At 38.8% G+C, this 25,472-nt stretch carries 22 protein-coding genes; 12 read left to right on the plus strand and 10 right to left on the minus strand.

Features of this window, described 5'->3' with window-relative positions; translation table 11 throughout:
* Positions 1-179 precede the first annotated feature (179 nt).
* The gene (gene arcA, locus H4J76_RS09805) at positions 180-881 is read left to right on the plus strand and encodes a two-component system response regulator ArcA (protein ID WP_070375514.1); all 702 of its coding nucleotides are present in this window, start codon (positions 180-182) and stop codon (positions 879-881) included.
* Between the two features lie 76 nt (positions 882-957).
* Here the strand turns inward: arcA and H4J76_RS09810 are convergent, their stop codons facing one another.
* Positions 958-1,305 carry an Hpt domain-containing protein gene (locus H4J76_RS09810; protein ID WP_070375513.1) on the minus strand — a complete coding sequence of 116 codons (348 nt, stop codon included), beginning with the start codon at positions 1,303-1,305 and terminating at the stop codon, positions 958-960.
* 295 nt (positions 1,306-1,600) lie between these two features.
* Between H4J76_RS09810 and folE2 the strand changes: the two genes are divergently transcribed.
* From folE2 to H4J76_RS09840, 6 genes are all read left to right on the plus strand, one after another.
* A complete protein-coding gene (gene folE2 / locus H4J76_RS09815) occupies positions 1,601-2,524 on the plus strand; it encodes a GTP cyclohydrolase FolE2 (protein ID WP_070375512.1) in 924 nt (307 codons plus the stop codon).
* A gap of 487 nt (positions 2,525-3,011) precedes the next feature.
* Positions 3,012-7,472, plus strand: coding sequence for a glutamate synthase large subunit (gene gltB, locus H4J76_RS09820; RefSeq protein WP_182214605.1), 4,461 nt, complete (start codon positions 3,012-3,014; stop codon positions 7,470-7,472).
* A gap of 33 nt (positions 7,473-7,505) precedes the next feature.
* Positions 7,506-8,921, plus strand: coding sequence for an FAD-dependent oxidoreductase (locus tag H4J76_RS09825; protein ID WP_182214432.1), 1,416 nt, complete (start codon positions 7,506-7,508; stop codon positions 8,919-8,921).
* A gap of 173 nt (positions 8,922-9,094) precedes the next feature.
* Positions 9,095-9,853: an ABC transporter substrate-binding protein gene (locus H4J76_RS09830; RefSeq protein WP_182214433.1), complete on the plus strand. Its 759-nt coding sequence runs from the start codon at positions 9,095-9,097 to the stop codon at positions 9,851-9,853.
* Between the two features lie 110 nt (positions 9,854-9,963).
* Positions 9,964-10,827, plus strand: a complete 864-nt coding sequence (locus H4J76_RS09835) for a YicC/YloC family endoribonuclease (RefSeq protein WP_182214435.1) — start codon at positions 9,964-9,966, stop codon at positions 10,825-10,827.
* A 138-nt stretch (positions 10,828-10,965) separates the two neighbouring features.
* Entirely contained in the window at positions 10,966-11,631 is a 666-nt protein-coding gene (locus tag H4J76_RS09840; protein WP_070375507.1) for a YceH family protein, read from the plus strand.
* A 59-nt stretch (positions 11,632-11,690) separates the two neighbouring features.
* On the opposite strand, the gene H4J76_RS09845 is transcribed toward H4J76_RS09840, so the two are convergent.
* The 4 genes from H4J76_RS09845 to H4J76_RS09860 all read right to left on the minus strand — a co-directional run bounded on the left by H4J76_RS09845 (position 11,691) and on the right by H4J76_RS09860 (position 15,462).
* Complete coding sequence (locus H4J76_RS09845; RefSeq protein ID WP_182230513.1) at positions 11,691-12,296, minus strand: HAD family hydrolase; 606 nt, start codon at positions 12,294-12,296, stop codon at positions 11,691-11,693.
* Positions 12,297-12,534: 238 nt separating this feature from the next.
* Positions 12,535-14,244, minus strand: a complete 1,710-nt coding sequence (locus tag H4J76_RS09850) for a GMC family oxidoreductase (protein WP_182214438.1) — start codon at positions 14,242-14,244, stop codon at positions 12,535-12,537.
* Positions 14,241-14,960 carry a gluconate 2-dehydrogenase subunit 3 family protein gene (locus H4J76_RS09855; RefSeq protein ID WP_182214440.1) on the minus strand — a complete coding sequence of 240 codons (720 nt, stop codon included), beginning with the start codon at positions 14,958-14,960 and terminating at the stop codon, positions 14,241-14,243. Before H4J76_RS09855 ends, H4J76_RS09850 begins: the two co-directional genes overlap by 4 nt.
* 4 nt (positions 14,961-14,964) lie before the next feature.
* On the minus strand, positions 14,965-15,462 hold the full coding sequence (locus H4J76_RS09860; protein WP_083277985.1) for a thioredoxin family protein: 498 nt from the start codon (positions 15,460-15,462) through the stop codon (positions 14,965-14,967).
* 154 nt (positions 15,463-15,616) lie between these two features.
* Between H4J76_RS09860 and rph the strand changes: the two genes are divergently transcribed.
* Positions 15,617-16,330, plus strand: coding sequence for a ribonuclease PH (rph, locus tag H4J76_RS09865; protein WP_070375502.1), 714 nt, complete (start codon positions 15,617-15,619; stop codon positions 16,328-16,330).
* Between the two features lie 26 nt (positions 16,331-16,356).
* Positions 16,357-17,010, plus strand: coding sequence for an orotate phosphoribosyltransferase (gene pyrE / locus H4J76_RS09870; RefSeq protein WP_182214442.1), 654 nt, complete (start codon positions 16,357-16,359; stop codon positions 17,008-17,010).
* A 123-nt stretch (positions 17,011-17,133) separates the two neighbouring features.
* On the opposite strand, the gene H4J76_RS09875 is transcribed toward pyrE, so the two are convergent.
* From H4J76_RS09875 to bioH, 3 genes are all read right to left on the minus strand, one after another.
* Complete coding sequence (locus H4J76_RS09875) at positions 17,134-18,117, minus strand: putative metalloprotease CJM1_0395 family protein (RefSeq protein WP_182214444.1); 984 nt, start codon at positions 18,115-18,117, stop codon at positions 17,134-17,136.
* A 3-nt stretch (positions 18,118-18,120) separates the two neighbouring features.
* Positions 18,121-18,435, minus strand: coding sequence for a hypothetical protein (locus tag H4J76_RS09880; protein WP_182214446.1), 315 nt, complete (start codon positions 18,433-18,435; stop codon positions 18,121-18,123).
* Positions 18,436-18,629: 194 nt separating this feature from the next.
* On the minus strand, positions 18,630-19,430 hold the full coding sequence (gene bioH, locus H4J76_RS09885; RefSeq protein ID WP_220465216.1) for a pimeloyl-ACP methyl ester esterase BioH: 801 nt from the start codon (positions 19,428-19,430) through the stop codon (positions 18,630-18,632).
* A gap of 68 nt (positions 19,431-19,498) precedes the next feature.
* Between bioH and H4J76_RS09890 the strand changes: the two genes are divergently transcribed.
* Positions 19,499-20,305, plus strand: coding sequence for a ComF family protein (locus H4J76_RS09890; RefSeq protein WP_182214447.1), 807 nt, complete (start codon positions 19,499-19,501; stop codon positions 20,303-20,305).
* A gap of 61 nt (positions 20,306-20,366) precedes the next feature.
* Here the strand turns inward: H4J76_RS09890 and H4J76_RS09895 are convergent, their stop codons facing one another.
* The gene (locus tag H4J76_RS09895) at positions 20,367-22,943 is read right to left on the minus strand and encodes a M14 family zinc carboxypeptidase (protein ID WP_182214449.1); all 2,577 of its coding nucleotides are present in this window, start codon (positions 22,941-22,943) and stop codon (positions 20,367-20,369) included.
* Between the two features lie 244 nt (positions 22,944-23,187).
* On the opposite strand from H4J76_RS09895, the gene nfuA reads away from it, so the two are divergent.
* Entirely contained in the window at positions 23,188-23,766 is a 579-nt protein-coding gene (gene nfuA, locus H4J76_RS09900; protein ID WP_070375496.1) for a Fe-S biogenesis protein NfuA, read from the plus strand.
* Positions 23,767-23,824: 58 nt separating this feature from the next.
* Complete coding sequence (locus tag H4J76_RS09905; RefSeq protein ID WP_182214451.1) at positions 23,825-24,079, plus strand: hypothetical protein; 255 nt, start codon at positions 23,825-23,827, stop codon at positions 24,077-24,079.
* On the opposite strand, the gene H4J76_RS09910 is transcribed toward H4J76_RS09905, so the two are convergent.
* A complete protein-coding gene (locus tag H4J76_RS09910; RefSeq protein WP_310733554.1) occupies positions 24,069-25,436 on the minus strand; it encodes an MATE family efflux transporter in 1,368 nt (455 codons plus the stop codon). The two genes, H4J76_RS09905 and H4J76_RS09910, sit on opposite strands and share 11 nt — an antisense overlap.
* Between the last annotated feature and the right edge of the window lie 36 nt (positions 25,437-25,472).

Raw genomic sequence — 25,472 nt, forward strand, 5'->3', positions numbered from 1 at the left:
TGAATAAGAAGAAACTAACAAACTTGATTGTTTTTTAGTTAGTGGTTCTATACCATACTAATAATTGTATAAATAATTAACAAAATAAGCATTAGTAACATAGCGTTAATATAATTTTCAGCTATAACTAACATACCGTAAACATTATTGCTAAATACATAAAGAATGGAAAAAAAAACATGCAAAAACCTCACATACTTATCGTAGAAGACGAAGATGTTACACGCTTTAACCTACGTAACTTGTTTGAAGCAGAAGGCTATCAAGTATCAGAGGCTACAGACGGTGAGAGCATGGATACTCAATTACAAAAAAACACCATTAATTTAGTCATCATGGATATTAACCTTCCGGGTAAAAATGGCTTATTATTGGCAAGAGAATTAACCAGCAACAACGAGCTAGGGTTAATATTTCTTACCGGTCGTGATAGTGATATAGATAAGATACTTGGTTTAGAAATTGGTGCTGATGACTATTTAACAAAACCATTTAATCCACGTGAATTAACAATTCGAGCTCGAAACATTCTTAACCGAATTGGTCAGACAAAGAATGAAATTGAAAAAGCAGTGATCACTTTCAATAAATGGTCACTCGATGGTAATTCAAGAAAAATGACCGCACCTGACGGGCAAGTTTTATCTATACCTCGCGGCGAATATCGCGCTCTACGTTTATTAATTGAAAACACGGGCCAAATTGTTACTCGCCAGCAATTGATTAAAGAAATGACCGGGCGTGACCTTCGCTCAAATGACCGTACCGTTGATGTAACGATTAGGCGTTTACGCAAACATTTTGAATCGGTACCTGACGCTGCTGAATTAATTAATACCATTCACGGTGAAGGATATCGTTTTATTGGCTCTGTAGATTAAGCGCGCTTTAACAATAAATAATTAAAAAAGGGGAAGCAATAATTGCTTCCCCTTTTTTAATTGTCTTAAATCATGGTTATTTTGAGTCTAACCATACTTTAAAAGCAGTAACGGCATTTTTATTTATCTCATTCAACTCAGAGATAAAGGCTGATTTTTCTGGCCATTGCCCGGGTAATTTTTCAATTGCCACCAACTTAGCATGAGCGGTTAACAAACCAACACTGCCAGTTGCACCTTTCATTTTATGGCAACGTTCTTGCCATAATACTTGTGACTCTTGTGCAATCGAATCGATAATGTCTTCAATATAGGTCTTTGATTGCTCAATATATAAGTCCAACATCTGTTGCACAATATCTTGTCCTAAGCTATCCAAGTATCCATCTAATAAATTAACATCTAACTGTTCGGTATAATTCACAAAACCTACCTTAAATTATAATTATCGTGGCGTAATTTTCTTCATTGTAACAATATCAACGCCGATGTCATTAAACAAATGCCTTTCATCTAGATTACTTCAAAGTCATTTTAAAAGCATAAAACCATATGAATACAGAGCGTTTCAATAAGTTATCTTGCTCAGTAACTTAAAAAAGAACTGTCGCTATATCTACAAGGAAATATACGTTAGAATACGCGCCCTTAATAAGTTTGTTATGTACTGAAGTTTCAAAAAGCCCTTTACATAGCGTGTTAGAAATACTGGAGTAGAAATGTCCACATTAATGCCTGATATCGCCAACCACACCACAGCTCAAACCGAAGGTACCCTAGATTGGGTTGGAATGAGTAATATAGAAATGCCGATGATGGTTGCTTCGCAAGGTGAGAATGAGCGAATGGTTTCTACTTTTATTGACGCGTTTGTAAACTTAAAAGAACCACAAGCAAAAGGCATTCATATGTCTCGCTTGTATTTACTGCTTGATGAACTTTCAACCAGTAATACTTTAGACTTTCAAAGCTTGGTCACTTTACTCAGTGGTTTTATCAGTAGTCACCACGATCTTAGCGATAATGCTAAAGTGCAGTTCCGCTTCGACTATCACTTAAGAAGAAAATCATTAATCAGTGGTAAGCAAGGCTGGAAAGCATACCCAGTAACATTAACCGGTCGCTTAAATAAAGGTAAACTCGATATAGAGCTAGCAGTTGATGTTAGATATTCATCAACTTGTCCTTGTTCTGCCGCCCTTGCTCGACAGTTAATCCAAAAAGCTTTTAAAGAGAAGTTTAATGGCCAAGAAGCCGATTTAGACTCAATTCATGAGTGGCTGGGTACAACTGAAGGTATTGTTGCTACACCTCATAGTCAACGCTCAGTTGCTGAATTAAAAGTAAAGTTAAATGCCAACATTAGTGAATTCCCTATTACTGCATTAGTCGATATTATTGAAGGCTGTTTAAAGACACCCGTTCAAGCCGCAGTAAAAAGAGAAGATGAACAAGAATTTGCGCTACTGAATGGTCAAAACTTAATGTTTTGTGAAGACGCCGCTCGTCGTTTACAACACGCAATGAATAATACTGCTGGATATGACGACTTTTGGCTACGTATCAACCACCTTGAATCTTTACATGCCCACGATGCGGTAAGTATTACGACTAAAGGCATTGAGGGTGGCTACCAACCCTAAGCTATTGATATTCAATTACAAAAAGTAAGTTAGTATTAAAGCCAGTAATTACTGGCTTTTTTATTGATGAATTTTCACCGTATTCTCCACCATCTTGTACATACATCAATGAATAAAAGATGAATAACAGCTAAAATTAGCATATCTCGTCATATCTCGTCATAAAAATAAAAATGTAATTAAATTACAACAAAGTAAACAAAAATCATTCTCAACTCGCTAAAAGCTATTGATAACAGCTTAAAAAATAGGCGATTAAATCAACAAAACCAACCTACACAAGCAATAACCAATAAAAACATATAGTTACACTAATGTACAAAAACTACGAGCAAATACTCTATTTTGATTGACCTTTTATCGATAAGTGTTTAATGTGAAGGGTTCCACCTGAGTGAAAACAGAGTATTTATGCATTATTTGTATAACTTTATTCCTTTAACATGTTCTCTGTGCTCAAGTGGTTATTTCCTGAGGAGAAAATAACATCATGCTTTACGATCACAGCGTTCAAAAAGACAACTGCGGATTCGGCTTAATTGCTCACCAACAAGGTGAAGCAAGTCATAAACTAGTAAAAACGGCAATTCATGCCCTTGATCGCATGCAACATCGTGGCGGTATTGCTGCTGATGGTAAAACAGGTGACGGTTGTGGCTTGTTGATGCAAAAACCTGATACCTTCTTTCGAGCTATTGCCGAAGAAAACAACTGGAAGCTTGGCAAAAAATACGCTGTAGGTATGATTTTCCTCAATCCTGACCCTATTCAAGCCGCTTTAAGTAAAAAGATTCTTGAAGAAGAGTTAGCGCGTGAAACCCTAACACTTATTGGCTGGCGCATAGTGCCTACTGATACTTCTATGCTAGGTGAAACGGCTGTCAATAACATGCCGCAAATAGAGCAGGTTTTTGTTGATGCTCCTCCGGGCTGGAGAAATCGAGATTTAGAACGCCGTTTATTTATGGCACGTCGTCGTGCAGAAAAACGCATTGAAGATAGCGTTTTTTATGTGGCAAGTTTGTCGTGCTTGGTAACTATCTATAAAGGCTTAATGATGCCGGTAGACTTACCTAACTTTTATTTAGACCTTGCTGATATTCGCATGCAAACGGCCATTTGTGTTTTTCATCAACGTTTTTCAACCAATACTTCTCCACAATGGCATTTAGCACAGCCTTTTCGTTATTTGGCTCATAACGGTGAAATTAATACAATTAAAGGTAACCGACAGTGGAGTCGTGCCCGTACCCACATCTTTAAATCACCTTTATTACCCGATCTTCAAGATGCTGCGCCCTTTGTTAATGAAAGTGGTTCTGACTCATCATCACTAGATAACATGCTTGAATTATTCCTTGCTGGCGGTATGGATTTATACCGAGGTATGCGTTTATTAATGCCACCTGCTTGGCAAAATAGTCCGTTAATGGATGAAGACTTAAAAGCGTTTTACGAATTTAATTCTATGCATATGGAACCATGGGACGGCCCAGCCGGCGTTGTGGTTACCAATGGTCGCCATGTTGCCTGTAATTTAGACAGAAACGGCTTGCGTCCTGCTCGTTATGTTATTACTCGTGATGGTTTTATCACCCTTGCCTCTGAAGTAGGTATTTGGGATTACGGTGAAGATGAAGTGGTCGAGAAAGGTCGTGTTGGCCCAGGTGAAATGCTTGCCATTGATACTTACACCGGCAAAATATTTACTTCTACCGATATTGATGAAGAACTAAAAGTTCGCCATCCTTACCGTGAATGGTTGGATAAAAACATCCGCCGTTTAGTGCCCTTTCATCAACTCGATGCCGAACTTATTGGTAAGCGTATTTTTGATGATAAAGGCCTATCGCAATACCATAAAATGTTTAATTACAGTTACGAAGAAATTCATCAAATTGTGAAAACATTGGCTGAAAATGGCATGGAAGCAACGGGTTCTATGGGCGATGACACCCCTATGGCAGTACTTTCAAGCCAACCTCGTACAATTTATGATTATTTCCGCCAGCAATTTGCTCAGGTAACAAATCCCCCCATAGATCCATTACGTGAACGCTATGTTATGTCGCTGGGTACCTGCATTGGTCGTGAACATAATGTTTTTAACGAAACAACAGGCCATGCCGACAGAATTTTGTTTGCAACACCTATCTTAATGTATACCGGATTAAAGCAGCTACGTGAACTTGCCCCTGAGCATTACCGCAGCGACACACTGAACTTAAATTACCGCACAGAAGAAGGTTTAGAAGCGGCTATTATTCGTTTATGTGATGAAGCCGAAACATTAGTTCGTGATAAAAACACCGTTATTTTAATACTTTCAGACCGTCAAATTGATAAAGGGTTTTTACCTATACCTGCAGCGATGGCAGTTGGCGCAGTACAACAACGCTTAGTTGAAACACAATTACGTTGTGACTCAAATATAATTGTTGAAACGGCATCGGCAAGAGATTCACATCACTTTGCTGTGTTACTAGGTTTAGGCGCTACCGCTGTTTATCCTTACCTTGCTTTTGAGACAATTGAGCAATTAGTTGAACAAGGACAAATTGAGTTAACGGCGCGTCAAGCTGTAATGAACTATCGTGATGGCATTAATAAAGGCTTGTTGAAAATATTATCTAAGATGGGTATTTCAACAATCGCCAGCTACCGTTGTGCAGGTTTGTTTGAAGTGATTGGTTTGCATCAAAATATCATGCAAATATGCTTCCCTGATCTACCAAGTCGTATTCAAGGCGCTGATTTTTCAGACATAGAACAAGACAATATTAATCTTGCTCGTAAAGCCTTTTTAGCTCATCAAAAAGTCAATCACGGCGGCTTACTTAAGTATGTACATGGCGGTGAATACCACGCTTATAACCCTGATGTCGTAACTTACTTACAAAAAGCAGTTCAATCTGGCGATTATGCAGATTACCGCCTGTTTGCCGATCAAGTAAATAATCGCCCAGTGGCAACGTTACGTGATTTATTGGGCTTTAAAGAAGATACCCAAGCCATAGATATTAGCAAAGTAGAACCTGATACTGAAATGTTTAAACGCTTTGATAGTGCCGCTATGTCTATTGGTGCATTAAGCCCTGAAGCTCATGAAGCATTGGCAATTGCCATGAATCGTTTAGGCGGTTATTCAAATTCAGGTGAAGGGGGTGAAGACGAACGCCGCTTTGGTACCGTAAAAAATTCACGTATCAAACAAATTGCTTCTGGCCGATTTGGGGTGACACCGCATTACTTAGTTAATGCCGATGTACTACAAATAAAAGTCGCTCAAGGTGCAAAACCCGGCGAAGGTGGTCAATTACCCGGTGATAAGGTTTCACCGTTAATTGCTAAGTTGCGCTTTTCAGTACCCGGTGTGACCTTGATTTCTCCACCACCACATCATGATATTTATTCAATTGAAGATTTAGCTCAGCTTATTTTCGATTTAAAACAAGTTAACCCTAAAGCGGTTATTTCAGTAAAACTGGTTTCAGGACCTGGTGTTGGCACTATTGCTTCTGGTGTTGCTAAAGCTTACGCCGATTTTATTACCATTTCAGGTTACGACGGCGGTACTGCAGCTAGTCCATTGAGTTCGGTTAAGTATGCCGGTTGTCCATGGGAGTTAGGTTTAGCCGAAGCACACCAGTCATTAGTGACTAACGGTTTGCGTCATAAAGTACGTTTACAAGTTGACGGCGGATTAAAAACTGGTATCGATATTGTTAAAGCGGCAATTTTAGGCGCAGAAAGCTTTGGTTTTGGTACCGCGCCTATGGTCACTCTGGGCTGTAAATTCTTACGTATCTGTCATTTAAATAATTGTGCTACAGGTGTTGCAACACAAGACGATGTTTTACGTGAAAAATTCTTTAAAGGTTTACCTGAGCAAGTAATGAACTACTTTAAGTTTATTGCCCAAGAGGTACGTGAAATTTTAGCCCGTTTAGGAGTCGAAAGCTTAACAGCGATAATTGGTCGAACCGACCTACTCGTTCAATTGACAGGTTTAACAGCTAAGCAGCAAAAATTAGATTTATCACCTATTATTGCGCCTGTTGTAGCAGGTGCTGATACGGCTCTTTATCAAACAGAAGGAAATGAGCCCTTTGACAAAGGCGTATTAAATAAAGAAATATTGGCGGCTTGTACTGATGCTGTTTCGCATAGCGCAGGCGGTGAGTTCCGTTTTTCTATACAAAACACTGATCGTTCTGTCGGTGCATCATTATCGGGTGAAATTGCTCGTCATCATGGTGACCAAGGGATGGCGTCATCTCCTATTAAAATTTATCTTAATGGCACAGCTGGCCAAAGTTTTGGTGTTTGGAATGCCGGTGGCTTAGAAATGACCCTGACCGGTGATGCCAATGATTACGTTGGTAAAGGAATGACTGGCGGTAAGCTAACCATCAAGCCACCTAAAGGTGTTGAGTATTTAAGTCATAAAACCATGATTATGGGTAATACTTGTTTATATGGCGCAACCGGTGGCAGACTTTATGGCTGTGGCCGTGCGGGTGAGCGCTTTGCGGTGCGTAACTCGGGTGCTCATGCTGTAATTGAAGGCACTGGTGATCATGCTTGTGAATACATGACGGGTGGCATAGTGACCATTCTTGGGCAAGTTGGTGTAAACTTTGGTGCCGGTATGACAGGTGGTTTTGCTTATGTGTTTGATGAATCAGGTGATTTAGATGTCCGCTTAAATAGCGAATCTATCGAATTATTACCAATAAGTGATCTGACTATTCATCAAGAACATTTACGCGGTATTATTAACCAACATTTTGATGAAACAGGTAGTGCACGCGCTCAAGAAATATTAGCTGACTTTGATGCTTACGCACCACGATTTAAATTAGTTAAACCTACGGCAACCGATGTTAAAACCTTATTAGGTCATCGTAGTCGTTCATCTGCTGAACTTCGCGTTCAAGCACAGTAGTCGTGTCGAGAATGCGAATTAAGGGAAAACAGTATGAGTAAAAATGTTTATCAGTTTATCGATGTTAAACGCATCGATCCGCCTAAAAAAGCGATTGAACAACGTAAAATAAATTTTGTTGAAATCTATCAGCCATTGAGTACTGACCAAAGTGCTGGCCAAGCAGATCGTTGTTTAGATTGTGGTAATCCTTATTGTGAGTGGCAATGCCCTGTTCACAATTATATTCCACAATGGTTAGAGTTGGTTACCGAAGGTAAGATTTTTGAAGCTGCTGACTTATGTCATCAAACAAATAGCTTACCAGAAATGTGTGGCCGTGTTTGTCCACAAGATAGACTCTGTGAGTCTGCCTGTACATTAAACGAAGATTTTGGTGCGGTTACTATTGGTAATATCGAAAAATATATTACCGACACTGCCTTTGCACAAGGGTGGAAACCTGACTTATCAGACGTAGTAAAAGTGAACAAACGTGTTGCTGTTATTGGTGCTGGCCCTGCAGGTTTATCTTGTGCTGACGTACTAACACGTAATGGTATCGACGCTGTTGTTTACGACAAACATGCTCAAATAGGTGGCTTGCTCACTTTTGGTATTCCATCATTCAAACTAGAAAAAGATGTTATTCAAACGCGTCGTGAAATCTTTGAAGGCATGGGTATTGAATTTAGATTAAATGTCAATGTCGGTGTTGATATTACCATTGATTCATTAAGTGAAGAGTACGACGCGGTATTTTTAGCGCTCGGTACCTACACAGATATGACAGGTGGCTTTGAACACGAAGGCGCTGCTGGTGTTTATACCGCACTCGATTTCTTAATCGGTAATACACAAAACTTAATGAAAATTACTGAAAATGCTAAACCTTTTATTAGTTTTGAAAATAAGAAAGTCATTGTACTCGGTGGTGGTGATACGGCAATGGATTGTGTACGTACCTCAATTCGTCAAAGTGCTACCGAAGTAACCTGTGCTTATCGTCGTGACGAAGCCAATATGCCGGGTTCACCACGTGAGGTTCAAAATGCTAAAGAAGAAGGTGTTAACTTTCAATTTAACATACAACCTCTTGATATTGCTGTTGATAAAGAAGGTAATGCCTGTGGTGTTAAATTTGTAAAAACTCAACTAGGCGCTGCGGATGCGAAAGGCAGAAGAAGCCCTGAACCGATAGCGGGTAGTGAGTTTATTATGGAAGCTGACGCCGTCGTTATTGCTTTTGGTTTCTTACCTAGTCCACCACAATGGATGAAAGATGCCGGTGTTGAAATAGATAAACGTGGACTGGTGTTAGCCGCTGATAATAGCGAATTTGCATTACAAACCACTAAACAAAATATTTTTGCCGGTGGTGATATGGTGCTAGGTTCAGACCTTGTTGTTACAGCTGTTGATCAGGGCCGCAAAGCAGCAATAGGTATTTTAGACTTTGTGCTAAGTTAACCTATATCTAGCGTTTATTTTAAAAAGCAGCTTAGGCTGCTTTTTTTATGCCTAAATTTAATAATATAACCACCCATTCAAATAAAATGAGCTATATTAATAAAAATAAAAATCTTGGTTAAGGTTTATAAATAGTATTGCTACCGAGTATATTACGGATACTTAAAATATATATGATCAAATTATTTAACAATTATCTCACCATTTTAATAATAACTTTTTTCCTTTTATTGGTACCGTTTAATGGCAAAGCTGAAGTCATTGAAGTTGTTACCGAGCTTCTAGAGCCTTATCAAATTAAAAACCCGGATGGTAGCTTAGGTGGTTTTTCTACCGATGTCGTTGAAGCTTTATTTAAAATAACTGAAGACCATCCTAAGATTCAGGTAATGCCTTGGGCAAGGGCATACGACGTTGCACTTCATAACCCTAATGTTTTAATTTACTCTATTGCACATACAAAGCTTAGAAATAAAAAATTTCATTGGATCGGTGCCCTTAAAGAAGAGCGCTTATATTTTTGGGGATTAAAAAAACATTACCCTAAAACTAACTATAAAGTCTCCGCATTAAAAAACCGTAAGATCGCTGTTTCTAGAAATTCTAATTCAGCACAATATTTAATCGCTCAAGACTTCTCCAATATTTACCAACTTGCTAACGAGCGACAAACCATGAATATGCTATTTATTGATAGAGTTGACCTAATACTTGCCACACAAATCACCATAGAAACCAGAGCTAAAAATCTGGGCTATGATTTTAATGAGTTACAAAGGTTAAACGAAGTAGCCGCTTTAAATAACAAACTCAGTATTGCCTTTAGTCTTGATACGTCACCAACATTGATAAAAAAATACCAAACGGCATTTCAACAACTAGTAACCACAGGTCAACTTGCAAAAATTAAAGAAAAATGGAAATTAGATTAACCCTAGTATAAATAAAAATTCATTCTTTAAGCGTATAAAATATAGTAGCTACCTGATTACGCGTTTGGCATAATTACCTTAATTTTTAGATTCAGTAAACGGATAACAATATGATCCATAGTATGACGGCTTTTTCTCGCTTTGAAGTGAAAGGTGATTGGGGTAATGCAGTTTGGGAAATTCGATCTGTAAATCAACGATTTTTGGAAACTTACTTCCGTTTACCAGAACAATTTCGTAGCATTGAACCGGCATTGCGCGAGCGATTTCGTAAACAATTAAATCGTGGCAAAGTAGAGTGCAGCTTGCGTTTCAATGCTAACCCATCAGCAAAAAACAATTTATCACTTAATAAAGGCTTAGCTGAACAACTGTTACAGCACGCAGGTTGGATAAACGAACAAACACTTAATAGTCAATTAAATCCTTTAGAAATTATGCGCTGGCCTGGTGTCATGGAAGCTGAAGAAGCCGATATGACCAACATTCAAAAAGAAATTTTGGAAGGATTTGAACAAGCGCTAAAAGACTTTATTGATGCTCGGGCAAGTGAGGGAGAAAACTTAAAAGTATTAATTGAACAACGCCTTGAAGGTATTGTTGAGCAGTCAGACAAAGTAAAAGCATTTATGCCTGAAATCATTGCATGGCAGCGTAAGCGGATCACCGATAAATTCACCGACGCCAAAATTGAGCTTGATTCAAGCCGAGTTGAACAAGAGCTAGTGTTACTTGCGCAAAAAATGGATGTTGACGAAGAAATTGATCGCCTATTTAGCCATGTAAAAGAGACAAGAAGCATCCTAACAAAAGGTGGTGCACAAGGTCGTCGCCTAGATTTTATGATGCAAGAATTTAATCGTGAAGCGAATACCTTAGGATCTAAATCGATTAATGTTGATATCACCAATGCAGCTGTCGAACTAAAAGTACTTATCGAGCAAATGCGTGAGCAGATCGCGAATATCGAATAGGTATTAAGTAGGTTTGATTCTTTTAAAAGCCATAGCAAACTATGGCTTTTTTTATGACTGATAAAACAACTTAACATAGTAAATATAGACATAGCTTGGTATAACATTAGCAAAGACTTTTGTCAGGAAACTTTAAAAATGATCACACTATCCGCCAACCAATGCCGCATTATTGGTGTAATGCTTGAGAAAGAAATCACAACACCTGAGCAATATCCACTCTCATTAAATGGTATTACCCTAGGCTGTAATCAAAAAAGTAACCGTGAGCCGGTAACGAATTTTTCTGAAAGTGATGTGCAAAACTTAGTCGATGAATTGGTAGAAATGAATCAATTAATGGTAGATAGAAAAGCTTCGGTAAGGGTAAATAAATATTTTCATCGTTTTTGTGATACTGAGTTTGGTCATTTAAAATTTACACGCCAGCAAAAAGCCATTATTTGTGTGTTATTACTAAGAGGGCCGCAAACCCCGGGAGAGTTAAGAACTCGTACCAATCGTTTAGCTGACTTTACCGATGTCAGTGAAGTTGAAACGACTTTGCATCAATTGCAAAATTTAAACAGTAAGATATTAGTCAAAAAGCTAGCGCGAGAGCCTGGCAAACGTGATTCTCGCTACGTTCATTTACTTTCTGATACCCATGAAAATCAATTAGCTGATACTAACATTGTCGATATAGACGATAGTTCATCTGAAAATCAGCCTCGTCTGGAGCAAAGAGTAGCAGATCTAGAAAGGCAAGTTACCGTATTGAGCGAACAAGTATCATGCCTAACAGCATTACTTGAAAATAAGTAATTAACGATTTAATGTGCATGAAAATCTGCAGTAAAGAACATACACTGCAGATAATTCCATTATGCATGTTCTACAATCGATACTTGCTTAATTGTCTCGCTTAATTCATTAAGGTCGAGAACGACAACATCTGCCAAATTTTCATAGCTTGCTGTTATACCATAATTGATAAGACAAGACATGGTGTTAGCATTTCGCGCCGCTTGCAAGTCATATAAATAATCACCGACATACAATAAATTTTCAGGGGCTATCTGCCAAAGCTCGGCTAAATGTAGTAACGCATCAGGAGCTGGTTTGGCTTTGTGATCTTCTCGGGTCAGTAATATCTCAATATCGATATTATTGTTTTTTACTTTTATCGTCGCTGCTTGTCGACAATTTCTGGTAACAATCGCACAAGGTAAAGACAACTCAGCTAATAAAGTTAAAATTTGGTCGGTTCCCGCCAACTTATTTGCTGTCATAGCATCATTTATTTCATATTCTACTATCACCTCATGAGCTTCAACTTGATGATGTTCTGGTAAAGCATCAATAAAATCTAATAAATCGATGCCTTTTGGACACCCCAAGGAAGCTCTTATACTGTCAAAATCTAAAGATGAAGAGACCAAGGTGTTGTCGAGATCAAATATCACCCCTAATGGTTTATGTGCTAACAATACTGTATTACTCCTCGTTATCGGACAAACGAATTAAGTGTAATAATAACATTCGCTTTGATTAGCAATTTATTACACCAAGTTATAATTAAACTGTGCAGTAATACGTGGCTATAGCGAATTCAGATCAGACTCGTCGATTAGCCTTAGAAAATTGATGTCTCGTTAAAACCTAATCAATAAACTGTTGTGAGGGTATGCTTTTATCTCCTCACAACACTCCCCCCAATAACAATGGCTAAATGATAGACTCTTGCCAACGGTGTTTAATATGCTCTGCAACTCGAAATGCATTGGCATAAATGGTAAACGTGTAGGGAACACTACCGCCTGTGGGCATAAATGAGCCATCAGTAACATATAAATTATTGACTTCATGGGCTTGACAGTATTTATTCAATACCGATGTTTTGGGGTCATTACCGAACCGGCAACCTCCTGCCATTAAGTTTGTTGGCGGGTAGCTGCTAACAGAGCTAGTAATATTTTTTGCGCCCATACTTTCCAGCAACTTCTTGCCTTTCTCCGCTAGATACTCTCCAACCACCCTATCATGTTGGTGTGCACCAATTCTTACCTTGGCGACTGCTTGCCCCCATTTATCAGTGACTTCTGGGTCTAAACTAACAAAACAATCGTCGGTGGGTAACCAGTCATTAAAGACTTCAAAACGTAAGGTTTTATAAGTGGTAAATTCTTCTTTTAAGTTTTTCTGTAATTGCTCGCCCCACACTAACTCATTTGCATCATTGAATTGTTGCCCTTGTGCACGAGCAATAGGGTTTTGATAAAAGAGAAAGTCTATGGTGCCGCCTTTCGCTTGACCTTGTTGATTAGCACCAGAGAAGCTTTTATCGTCAATTTGATACCAGTCTTGTAAAGCACGATTTATAAAAGGGCCAACTTGCTTTAATTGAGCTTGCTTTTGCGTTGTTAAATCAGCAAATAAAAAGTCCCCTTTACCTGTACCTCCACCACTAAACACTAAATTCTTACCCACTTGTCCGCTATTGTTCGCAAGCCCTTGTGGGAATTTTTTCCCTTTGGAAGCCAGCAATAAACGTGATGTTTCAACCGCTTGACAAGCAACAACATAAATTTTTGCTGTGGCTTTTTGTTCTCGACCTTGTGAGTCGTAATAATGGATGGCAGATATTTTACCTTCATCATCACTCGCTATATGATAAACCTTAGCATTCGCTTTAATGGTTAAATTTCCCGTTGCCACGGCATGGTTTAACAAAGCAGCTCGACCACTACCTTTGGCACCGGTTGAACAACCATAGCTACTACAATACCCTGAATACTCGCAACTTTTTCGTCCCATGGCTGGAGTCGATAAGATGGCACGAGGTACTGGCAATGAGTGATAGCCAATATTTTTTGCTGCTTTGTCAATCCAGTCTGATACTTGATGATCAACTAATGGCGGGTATGGGAAATCGGTTGAGCGTGGTTCTTGATGAGGGTGTGAAACAACTTTCCCCGAGACACCAACATCTCGTTCTACTTGCGCATAAAAAGTTTCAAGCTCGTGGTAACTGATCGGCCAATCGACAATATTAGCGCCTTCAATATCACCAAAGGTTGACTTTAACTTAAAATCTACCGGCTTTAATCGATGAAAATAACCGCTCATAAAGTTAGATGAACCACCGACAACATTACCGTTCCAGAAGCTCCAGCCCGACTCACTTGTTGGCTCGCCTTGCCAATAGTTTTCTCCGTCAGCGGTTTGATATTCTTCTTCAATAACATGCTGTTCATCAGCCAGTTTGGGATTATAAGAATCACGTAAACTAATCGCTAATTCATCTTTGAAAAATTCTTTCTCGGTTAACCACGGACCTTTTTCCAGTATTAATACTTTAGCGCCAGCTTTCGCTAATGTATAAGCGACAGGTGAGGCCCCTGCACCACTACCAACTATGCAAATATCAAAACTCATGCTTTGTTACTTCCTTTAACTGTCGACCACTTTTTATTTGCTAATAAGTCTTTTGATTGAATAATGTTGTTGGCACTTTTGTCGCTGGTCACCGAACGTTTGGGTAACTCGAAATAACGTTGACCCGCTTCAGGTAATGGAAAGCCCGCTTGATGCTCTAGCCATTGCCAACCAGTACCTTTTGGATTACCGCCATAAGCAGGTGGCGATAACATAGCTTCAAAAATATAACCCAGTAGATTATTGAGCCAGTTTTCGCCCGCTCTCGAGCCACTGATCCCTCGTAACATAGTTTCTTTTTCGACTTTGCTTAACTCAGTAAAGTTTTTTTGTAATTGGTTTTGTGTATAACCATTTAACCAACCGACACCTTTAAAAATAAAGTCAATTTCACTTTTTTCAGTGGGTTGCTGATAAACAACGTTATATAAATAAATAACGACTTGTAACTCTTTGGCGCTTGGACCACTACTTGATTCTGGTAAGAGATGATCAAGCACGGCATTCAAGGTTAACCAAGGCTCTGCCTGCAAAGTCTCAAACACTTTATCTTTTTCATGTTGACTGAACGCTACCGCAGGAAGTGCAGAGATTGCCGTTGCTCCCGCCGCTGATTTTAATAATTTACGACGAGAAAACTTATGTGATAACCAAGATGGTGTTTGATAATTTTTATCAAAGAAGCTGTTGATTTTATTTAATGCTGTACCTGACATTGATTTATCCTTTTGTCTCACTGCTTTGCCATTTATTAAGAAAGGCTAACCACTGCTCTTTAGAATATTGTTCACCAACGAGTAATTCGGCAGTATCTTTTGATAAAAGCATTTTACCGCTACTTGTTGATACGTACATATGAGGATAGCCTAAAACGGGTGGTAACGATTTCATAAACGCTTCATTTTCATTACTGTCACTGACGCTTATTTTTAACAAGACAAACTCACTATGGAGCTTCTGATAAACCTCAGGGTTTTCAGCCAAAAAAACATCCATTTTTTTACACCAACTGCACCAGTTGCCACCAATTTCAATTAGCACATTACGCTGAGTTTTTTGAGCTAGCTTTATTGCCGCATTCGCATCTTTAAAGGGATCACTTTTTTCATCATAGACTTTACTGTATTTAGGTAAATCATCAGCGTTAATGGCTGAGGCGGGTGTTATTAACAAAAAAGAAGCGAAAGTAACAAGCATTAACACAACAAAGCTTTTCATAAGTAGGCTCAATATAAATTAGGATATTGTAAAGTACTGCTAACTAGACCCTAATTAGATTAACTATATTTCAAATTGTTTTCACGTGATTATGTCAAATTTGTTGCTGAACGATTATAATGCGCAACAATTATTTCACCATAGGTATATTAACATGCGTCCAAGCGGCAGAACTCCAGGTCAAATACGTCCTGTAACCATTACTCGTCAATTTACTACTCATGCTGAAGGTTCAGTATTAATTGAATTTGGCGACACCAAAGTTATTTGTACTGCCTCAGTAGAAGTCGGTGTACCACGTTTTTTAAAAGGACAAGGTAAAGGTTGGATCACAGCAGAGTATGGCATGTTACCTCGCTCTACCCACACCCGTATGCGCAGAGAAGCAGCTAACGGCAAACAAAGTGGTCGTACGTTGGAAATATCTCGTTTAATCGCTCGTGCATTGCGCGCAGCTGTCGATTTGAAAGCCCTAGGTGAAAATACCATTAGCGTCGATTGCGATGTTATACAAGCTGATGGCGGTACACGTACTGCTTCCATTACCGGTGCTTGTGTCGCATTAGTCGATGCTTTAAATTATATGCGCGCTAAAGATATTATTAAAACTAATCCATTAAAGCATATGATAGCAGCAGTTTCTGTTGGTATTTATAAAGGTGAAGCCGTTTCGGATCTTGATTACCCAGAAGATTCTGCTGCCGATACCGATATGAATGTCGTTATGACAGACACAGGCAAATTGATTGAAATTCAAGGCACAGCAGAAGAAGCGCCGTTTAGTTTTGATGAAATGCACAATATGCTAGCGTTAGCAAAAGATAGTATTAACGAATTATTTGATTTACAAAAGTTAGCCCTTAGCTAAATACTCTGATTAAAGTGGGAATAAAGATGAAAGATTATCAACGTGAATTTATTGAATTTGCTCTAGCGAAAGAAGTACTTCGCTTTGGTGAATTCACTTTGAAGTCAGGCCGTACAAGTCCATACTTTTTTAATGCGGGTTTATTTAATACCGGCGGTGATTTAGCACGCTTAGGTCGTTTTTACGCACAAGCACTCGTTGATTCTACTATCGCGTTTGATTTGCTTTTCGGTCCAGCTTATAAGGGCATACCAATTGCAACCACCACTGCAGTAGCATTAGCTGATCATCACGGTATGGACATGCCTTATTGTTTTAACCGTAAGGAAGCAAAAACTCACGGTGAAGGTGGCAGCTTAGTTGGCTCTCCTTTACAAGGTAAGATAATGTTAGTGGACGACGTTATTACTGCCGGCACTGCTATTCGTGAATCAATGGAAATTATTAAGGCCCATGGCGCTCAATTGTCTGGTGTATTAATCGCTCTTGACCGCCAAGAAAAAGGCCAAGGTGAATTATCTGCTATTCAAGAAGTTGAACGTGACTTTGGTACAGAAGTTATTGCCATTGTTACCCTAGCTGACGTGGTTACTTACCTTGAAGAGAACCTTGCTTTGCAACCTGCATTAGCGACAAGTTTAGCGAGTATTAATAAATACCGTGAGAATTACGGTATTTAGCTGACAATCATTAATATCACTTTAGCTTAATGATACAAGCACAATAAAAAGCCTCATTATTTATTAATAATGAGGCTTTTTCTTTATAGCGCAATAACTTAAGAGGTTTAGGCTTAAGAGGTTTTAGGCCGTTAATTGGAAATGAAAACTGGGTTCTTTTTCATAAGCTTGAGTAATGCCAGCATAGAGGCTTTCAATTCTTAAAGCTCGCTCATCAACAGAACTATCACGGTTAGCTATAATTTCGTCCTGAGACGCTAACGTGCGATTAACTAGTGTATCAAAATCTTCTGTTTCTTGATTTTCTTCTGCTGAAAAGACATCACGAGACTTACCTTGGACGGTTACATTTTTTGCTTCACTGGTGTCTGCTGAACTAATCGCGGCCAGCTCTGTTTGCGCTTGTAAAATAGCTCGCGACGCTGAAGCTGCAACACGGGTGTCTTGAATTGATGGATCGGCAGGTGCTAGTGCGGCGGCATAGACCTTTTGCATTTTAGTTATGGTTGCTCTTGGATCGCCATTAACCGTAGAAAGGTCTACTGAAACTTCACCACCAACAGCATATTTCTTTCCGTCTGGACCCATTTCAAAAGTATATGAAGGTGAGCCCGTTGATGCGCCACCGACAGAAGCATGTGCCAATTCATGAGCACGTACTTCTTGATCTCTTAGTTGTAGCTCATTAATAATTCTTTGTTCGGTAAAAGCTTCTCGACTGTTAGGAGCCGGTTTGCCATCAGGGGAGCTTGCTGAATTTTGACCATTTTCACTATCATCTTCAATAGCATTTTCGTTTGCTAGAAAAGTCTCAGCTGAAGATTGTTGCTCTGATGAACCACTCTCGCGATTACTATCACCGCTAATCGTTTTTGTTGCTGATTCCGCCTGCTTGCGGATGCTTTCAAAATCAAAATTTTCATTATTCTGTGCAGGGGTTCTGCCTCTTTCTCTGTCAGAAGCTACCCCTTTTTCTGCTGGAGACTGGTTTGAGGCCGCTGGTTTTGCAATAACTTCGCGGATATTATTTTCACGACGCAAGCTATCCGTTTGCGGATTAACCGCAGTAGGAATAGACAGAGTAGGCGTTTGCGGCGTGATGTTCATCGGTTATGCTCGAACGTCTAATAGCGTGCCTAAAGTTTCATCAGCTGTTTGAATAACATCGGCGGACGCTTTCGCTTGAAATTCTGCAACTTTTAAATCGACAACGGCTTTGGTAAGGTCTGGTAATTCTGCTGAACTAGCATTCTTACTAGCTGTATCTGGGCTAGGTGCATTATCAGTATTGTTTTCTTGGCCAATACCAAAATCTTCAGGACTAACAGCTAAGTTAGCCGCAATATCTGCTGCAGCTTCTGTTACATCGCCTTGCGCTTTTTGAAAGCCTTGTAGACCACTTGTTAATGCTGATTGTATTTCCATAACAAACTCCTCTATACCTATTAACAGAATAACAATGTACAAATAAGTAAATACTAAATTTACAGACTTAATTTACATATTTAATTTAAATACTTAGCTTAAGTAATCGGCTTAAGTACTCAGTTTTTGCTATTTAACCCTGCAACATCTTTGTTCAATTATCATACAATACGACTAAAAAGTAAAGGATCGATTTATCGATAAGTACCTTCAACTAAAGGGGCTAGCCAAGTCGTTAGTGTTTCGATAAACGCCTCCGGGTGAGAAATAAAAGGTGCATGTGATGCCTGTTCAAAAATAACAACATCACTGTTAGGTGATAATGCAGTAATAGCTGTAATTGCCTTGCGCGGCACTAAGCCGTCAAGCTTTCCGTATAACCGCAAGTAGGGTATCGATATTTGGGCGAGACTTTCGCGCTGATCAACGGTTGTCAATAATTGCAGCGACTCATCTAAAGTTGATTTGGTTGGCATTGGAAACTGCATAACGAGTTCTCGTAGCAATTTAATATCATGACGTAAATGAGGGCTGCCCATCGCCTGAACTTTTAAAAAGTTATTAATCGTCTTGGCGGTATCTTCTGCTAGTTGTCGATGAAATATCGCTAAAACATCTGGCTTAATGCCAAACCAGTTCTCTTGCTCAACAAAACAAGGCGAGCTAGCGACCGTGATTAATGCTTTCACTTGCTTTGGAAAATTTAATGCTATTTCACTGGCAATCAAACCACCTAACGACCAACCTATATATACCGCAGGTTTTGCTACAGATTGCGCTATTAATGATGCAACTTCAGCTAAAGTATAAGGAGATATTGAGTGTTCTAAATTGGCACCAAAACCAGGTAAATCGACAGTGATCACTTCAAAGTGCTCTTTTAATACCTCGACACTCGGTTGCCAAACGCCTGAGTTTAATCCCCAGCCATGAATAAAAACTAGCGGAAGTCCGCACCCTTGACTCGATATTTTTAAAGTTTCTGCCATGCTCATAATAGAGGGTATTACCGTTAATTTTTATTACACGAAGTTAACGACAGTTTACTTAAAGAAGGTATTAAATGGAATTTAACCACGTAAAATTTATTCAATATTTAAAACAAAAATCATTTAACTTTATTGATCGTTTAAAGTTGTTTACAACACAATTAAGTTGTTGTGACTTATGTGGTGGTCGCTGTCAAAGCCAAGCGCTTATTTGTGATTTTTGCTTGGCTGATTTACCACTTTTTGATTTAAAAAAATTACACGGTGATTTATTAACCTGGCCAGCGATAAATACTATATTACCTAAAAGAATTTTTGATCAGTTAATCTCAGTATCAGCTTACCAATGGCCCATAGACTTATGGGTCAGGCAACTAAAGTATCACGGCCGTTTTGAATTAGTCCCTTTACTGAGTGTTTTATTATTTAAACAATGGAAAAACGCCTTACCGTATGAAAATAAACCTTATACGCATTGTCCCCATCAACCCTTACTATTGTCCGTACCAATACACATGAAAAAATGGCAAACGCGAGGCTTTAATCAAGCGCATTTATTGGCAGAAGATTTTGCCCGCCTTGCACAAATGCCCTATTGTCCAGATGCATTGCAGCGTATTAGTCACGATAAAAGCCAAGCGGGTCAAACCGGTGTTATTCGCCGTAAAAATTTACGCCATGCCTTTAAACTGTCAAGCGAATATTTAGTCAATAAAAGCGATCAACAATCACGTTTACCTGAACACGTATTGCTCCTTGATGATGTGGTAACAACAGGCTCAACGTGTAATGAAATTTGTCGTTTATTGAAAGCTAATGGCGTTAAAAAAGTTACCGTATTAAGCCTTTGTTTATCTTTACCTAATAACAAAATTCAATAAAAGTTAACTTATACGGTGTTAGCTTTACACAATTTAAATCTTTTCATCTTTCAACAAATTATTAATGAGTAGTAGAAGCGTTAAATGCTTTAGCAAAAAATAAGCTGTTCGCTATTAGCTTTGAACTGCCTAACCAATAGCCACGAAAAGCTAAATTGTCAGTACTGGCAATCACTCGCCCATTACCATAATTATGGGCGACTATAGCTGAAGAATTTGCCACTCGATTGACCATGTTTTTATCAGCATAACCGCTCAATAATGGCCGTGCATTATATTTCGCCACTGAGATAAACGGCTTTGAACTATGTTGCAAAATTAATGTACTGTTGCGAAATAACGGTAAACGGTTATCCGTATAACCATAAGCTAACGGATGCGAGATATCGAGTGTTGACTCAAAAATCGCGCCAGCAATACGTTTACGCCCAGCCAGTTTTTCTTTGTCTTGGTAGCGTACATTATCCGTATCAAATAACTGGTTGATTTCATTAGTAGTAACGAAGTTCATCGCCAGTAATTCATATTCTGATAAAAATTTAGCTGCTCGTTTCTGCCCAAAAATAACACCACCACTTTTTGTCCATGCCGCTATTTTATCGACATCATCTTGTCCAAGAGAATCGTATTTGCCATCAACCATAATAATATGACTATAACCACTTAACTCAATTTTTGCTAAACGCTGCTGCTCTACAACCGTTACAGGGATTGACAGGGTATCGTCAAGATAAAATAACATCTCTGCACTCTCGTATTGAGAAACGCCTTTACCACCAAGCATTAAAACCTTTACTGGCGATAATAACCGGAAAGAGCCACTACCTATATCGATACCTTTAACGGTTAATCCCGTCGACAAGCTATTAATAGGTATATCAATTTTTTGACTACTTTGCGTGACAATATCACGCCAATTTAATTGCGTTTGTATGCCCGCAGGAATAATAATACTGCCTCGCGCAAAATCTTTATTAACCATTTTTCCATCAAGTTTAAATCGTGACGAAAACGTTTTTGTAGCAACCTTTGCTTTAATACCTTTATTAAGTAAGTCATTGAGTAATTTGGGTGCTAAAAAATGATGCCACTCAAATGCGTAGGCATACGCCTGTTGCTCAATACCACTGTTATCCGCTATATTTGTTGGCTTCTCCCAAGCATTATCTGCCAGTTTTAGTCCCCAAGTACGACCAACCCGATAAAAGTCTATATCCATTGCCAGTGGCATTGTCCAACCCGAAACATCATAAAAGGTATTGTCTTCGAACTGAGTTTGCTGCGAAAATAACGCTTGAATAACTCGATACTGACGCTGGTCTAATGGCACATAGAAGCTATGTTCTTTAGCATAAACAACGCCAGCTAAACGAAAATCTTCAGTCAGCGGATAGACCTTAATCTGATGTTGTTTTAATTTATCAAGTAGGACGTTGAGGCGATAAGAATCATGTGTTTCATGTAATAAGTAGCCACTAAAGCTTTCTTGATCAGCCAATTTTTCTGACTCTTTATAAAAGTTTTTCTGGTAACTCAATAGCTTGGTCTTATTTTTCCATGCCCCCTCAATGGTCGAGAGTGAAGTTAATACGTGATTTTGAATACCAAACTCAAAGGTTAATAAGCCATTATCACTGTTTTGTTGCATACCTCGGCTACTTGCTTGTTCGAATAAAACACCGACTCCACCGTTAATGTCTGGGTAAGTAGAGCCTTTCCCGTAATAAAAGTCATCGAAATTTTCTTGGCTGTAATAAAGGCGATCATTTTTATCAAGTGCCTTCGCATGATAGGTTGCTAAAAGTTGTGTCATTTCTGTATTGGCACTTGGCGTTAATGGGTGAGTACGCGTTGGAATGCCTGGCTGAAAAAAGTAACTGCCATTGGCACTCATCTCATGAAAATCGCCTAATACATGAGGCTGATATTGGTGAAAATACGCTAATCTATGTTGACTTTCTTTTTGTGCGAGTAATAACCAGTCACGGTTAAGATCAAAACCAAAATGGTTGGTACGACCGGTAAGCCAACCTTGGTGATGCTCGATATGATTAGGATCCGCATTAGGTGTGCTGCCGCGATGCATATTCGCCCATTGCACAAATCTATCCATGCCATCAGGGTTAATACTTGGCTCAATAACAATCAGGGTATTTTCTAGCATTTGTTTTATATCAGTGTTTTCACTTGCCGCCAAATGATATGCCACGGCCATTGCCGCATTAGCGCCACTAATTTCATCACCGTGTACACTGTAGCCAAGCCAAATGACTAACGGTGAACTGATGTCATCGGCGCTCCCCGTGGCTGATCTTTTTGCCAATATTTTACTCAAATTAGCTAAATTATCTTTAGAAGAAATCGTCAATAGCACTTGCTGGCGTAGTTCTTGGGTCTGTCCAATATCCGTCAGTGTGATCCGCTCTGAGCTGTTTGCTAATACTTTGATGTAGTTGAGGAGTTGATCATGACGAATATGTCGCTCGCCAATGCCAAAGCCTAATGAGCTTTCTGGGGTTGGAATAGCTTGATTGTAAGTGTGATCGGCTGGTAAATAGTCGGTAACTTTTGCCGCATAACTCAATGGTGAAAAAATAAAAAAACCGACCAGCACGGCTAAAAACAATCGTGGTAACATAAAATATATCCTTGAATTCAATAACAATAAAATACCAAAATCTATCGAAACACACCAGAATAACTGTCTCTTTTTATCATATTGTTATTTCAATTAACTATAATTTCACTAGCGTATAGGTAGATAACAGCGTAAAATATTAATACCTGACTAAATTAGTCAGGTATTAATATTTTCAATCTCTAAGGTCCGTGAGAAACTTTAGAGAAATTTTGGTAACAAGTGTAAGAGAGTAATAACCGTGATGATCAATATTTCCGAAACAGCACAATCGCATTTCGCTAAATTATTAGAACAACAAGCAGAAGGCACAAGTATCCGTGTATTTGTTGTTAATCCAGGTACTGCTAGTGCAGAGTGTGGCGTGTCTTACTGCCCAGCTGACGCGATAGAACCTGAAGATATTGAAATGAAATTCGAACACTTCTCTGCTTATATTGACGGTGACAGTAAGCTGTACTTAGAAGATGCTGAAATAGATTTCACCACAGATCAAATGGGTTCACAATTAACCTTAAAAGCGCCAAATGCTAAATTAAGAAAAGTAAATGACGATGCGCCATTATTCGAACGTGTTGACTACTTCTTAAAAGCAGAAGTTAATCCACAGTTAGCTGGCCATGGTGGCGAGTGTACGTTAATGGAAATTACTGACGACGGCTTCGCTATTCTACAATTTGGTGGTGGCTGTAATGGTTGTAGTCAAATTGATGTCACTGTAAAAGATGGTATCGAAAAGCAACTTCTCGAAACAATGGCAGGCGAGATAAAAGGTGTTCGTGATATGACTGAACACGAACGTGGTGATCATTCTTACTATTAAGTTATTTGTTCGTTAACCTGACAACTATACTGACTGCTGAGTTATTCATTAATTTAAAATGATAACAATACTTGAAAAATTAGGCCAAGACCCGCAAAGAAGCTTAGTGCTTTTTACTCGCGGACTTGGTCTTTTTGCTATTGGCGCTTGCTTAATTTTTATCGGTTACTATTACCATTATTATTGGCAAATCGCCGGCATTGTTTTTTTAGCTGTTGGTCTGTTAACCTCTGCTTGGGGTTACAGTGGGATCTTTGCTAATCGTTTACTCAATATTTTTGATCGTCAGACAAATAAAAAAATTAAAGACTAATGGGTTGTTTTTCTATAACGCGATAATAATGCCAAGCTAAGCTTAATCCTCGAACCAGCAAAAACACACTAAATGCAGCCCATAACCCATGATTACCAAAGCCTTGTAATAGCCACCACATTGGAAAAAAGCAACCAAAGGTCGCAATTATCATGCTATTTCGCATCACTTTGGCTTTCATTAGACCAACAAAAACACCATCAAATAAATAACACCAACAGCCTAATACAGGTAAGATAATCATCCAATGTACATATTGTTCGGTCGAGAAAACAACCTCTGGAATATCGGTTAGTAAACCAATCAAGAAATCACCTGCTATGGCAAAGAGTGCACTATAAGTGAGCGCAAAGAGTCCTGTCCAAAATAAAGCGATTTTAACGACAAAATTACGCTGCTTAAGATTCTTTTGCCCTTGTGCTTTACCCACTAGCACTTCTGCTGCATTGGCAATGCCGTCTAATCCAAATGAGATTAACAAAACAAAGTTCATTAAAATGGCATTAGTTGCAATAACATCATCCCCTAACCTAGCCCCTTGAAAAGTAATAAAGACAAAACAAATCTCTAAGCACAGTGTTCGAATAAGAATATCTCGATTAAGTTGAAAGTAATTGGTCAGCGCTGACTTCTCAAATAACTGATCTCTGATAGCTGTAAATTTACCCACCATTTTTATTAATATACTTTTTAGGGGTTGTCGATTACCTGTCTGTTGCGCAAAGATAATATAAGCCAACCCTATAATAACACCTGAATATTCAGCAATTAACGTTGCTGATGCCACCCCTTGCACTTGCCAATCAAACACTAAGACAAACAATAGATCTAGCGACAAGTTAATTAAGTTAGTGACGATCAATATCCACATTACAGCCTTAGCTTTATGATTGCCCAACAACCATCCTAATATAACAAGATTTGATAACGCAGCAGGTAAACCCCAAATACGGATATCACAATATTGTTTAGCATAAAATTGTATTTGTTCAGATCCTCCGGCTAAACCTAAGCTCAGATCAAGATAAAAAGACTGTAACAAAATCAGTGCACCACCAATTAAGCAAGCCACTAACAAACCTCGTAGCAGAACCAATAAACTTTTTTGTGCGTTTTCTTCACCTAATGCCTGAGCGGTAAGACCTGTAGTCGACATACGTAAAAAGCCACACAACCAAGTAACAAAGGTAATAATCATTGCCCCGACTGTACTGCCACCTAGGTAATAGGCCTGGTCTAAATGTCCTAAAACAGCAGTATCAACTAAGCCTAGAAGAGGTATGGTGATATTTGAAAAGATCATCGGTAAGGCGATGAGGAATAGTTGTTTATGGTGGTTGATAGTATTAACGTTCAAAAAAGTATTCCATATAAAAATTACCTGAAAATTTAC

Origin of the sequence: Colwellia sp. BRX9-1, assembly GCF_014077195.1 — a bacterium.
GTDB lineage: Bacteria > Pseudomonadota > Gammaproteobacteria > Enterobacterales > Alteromonadaceae > Colwellia_A.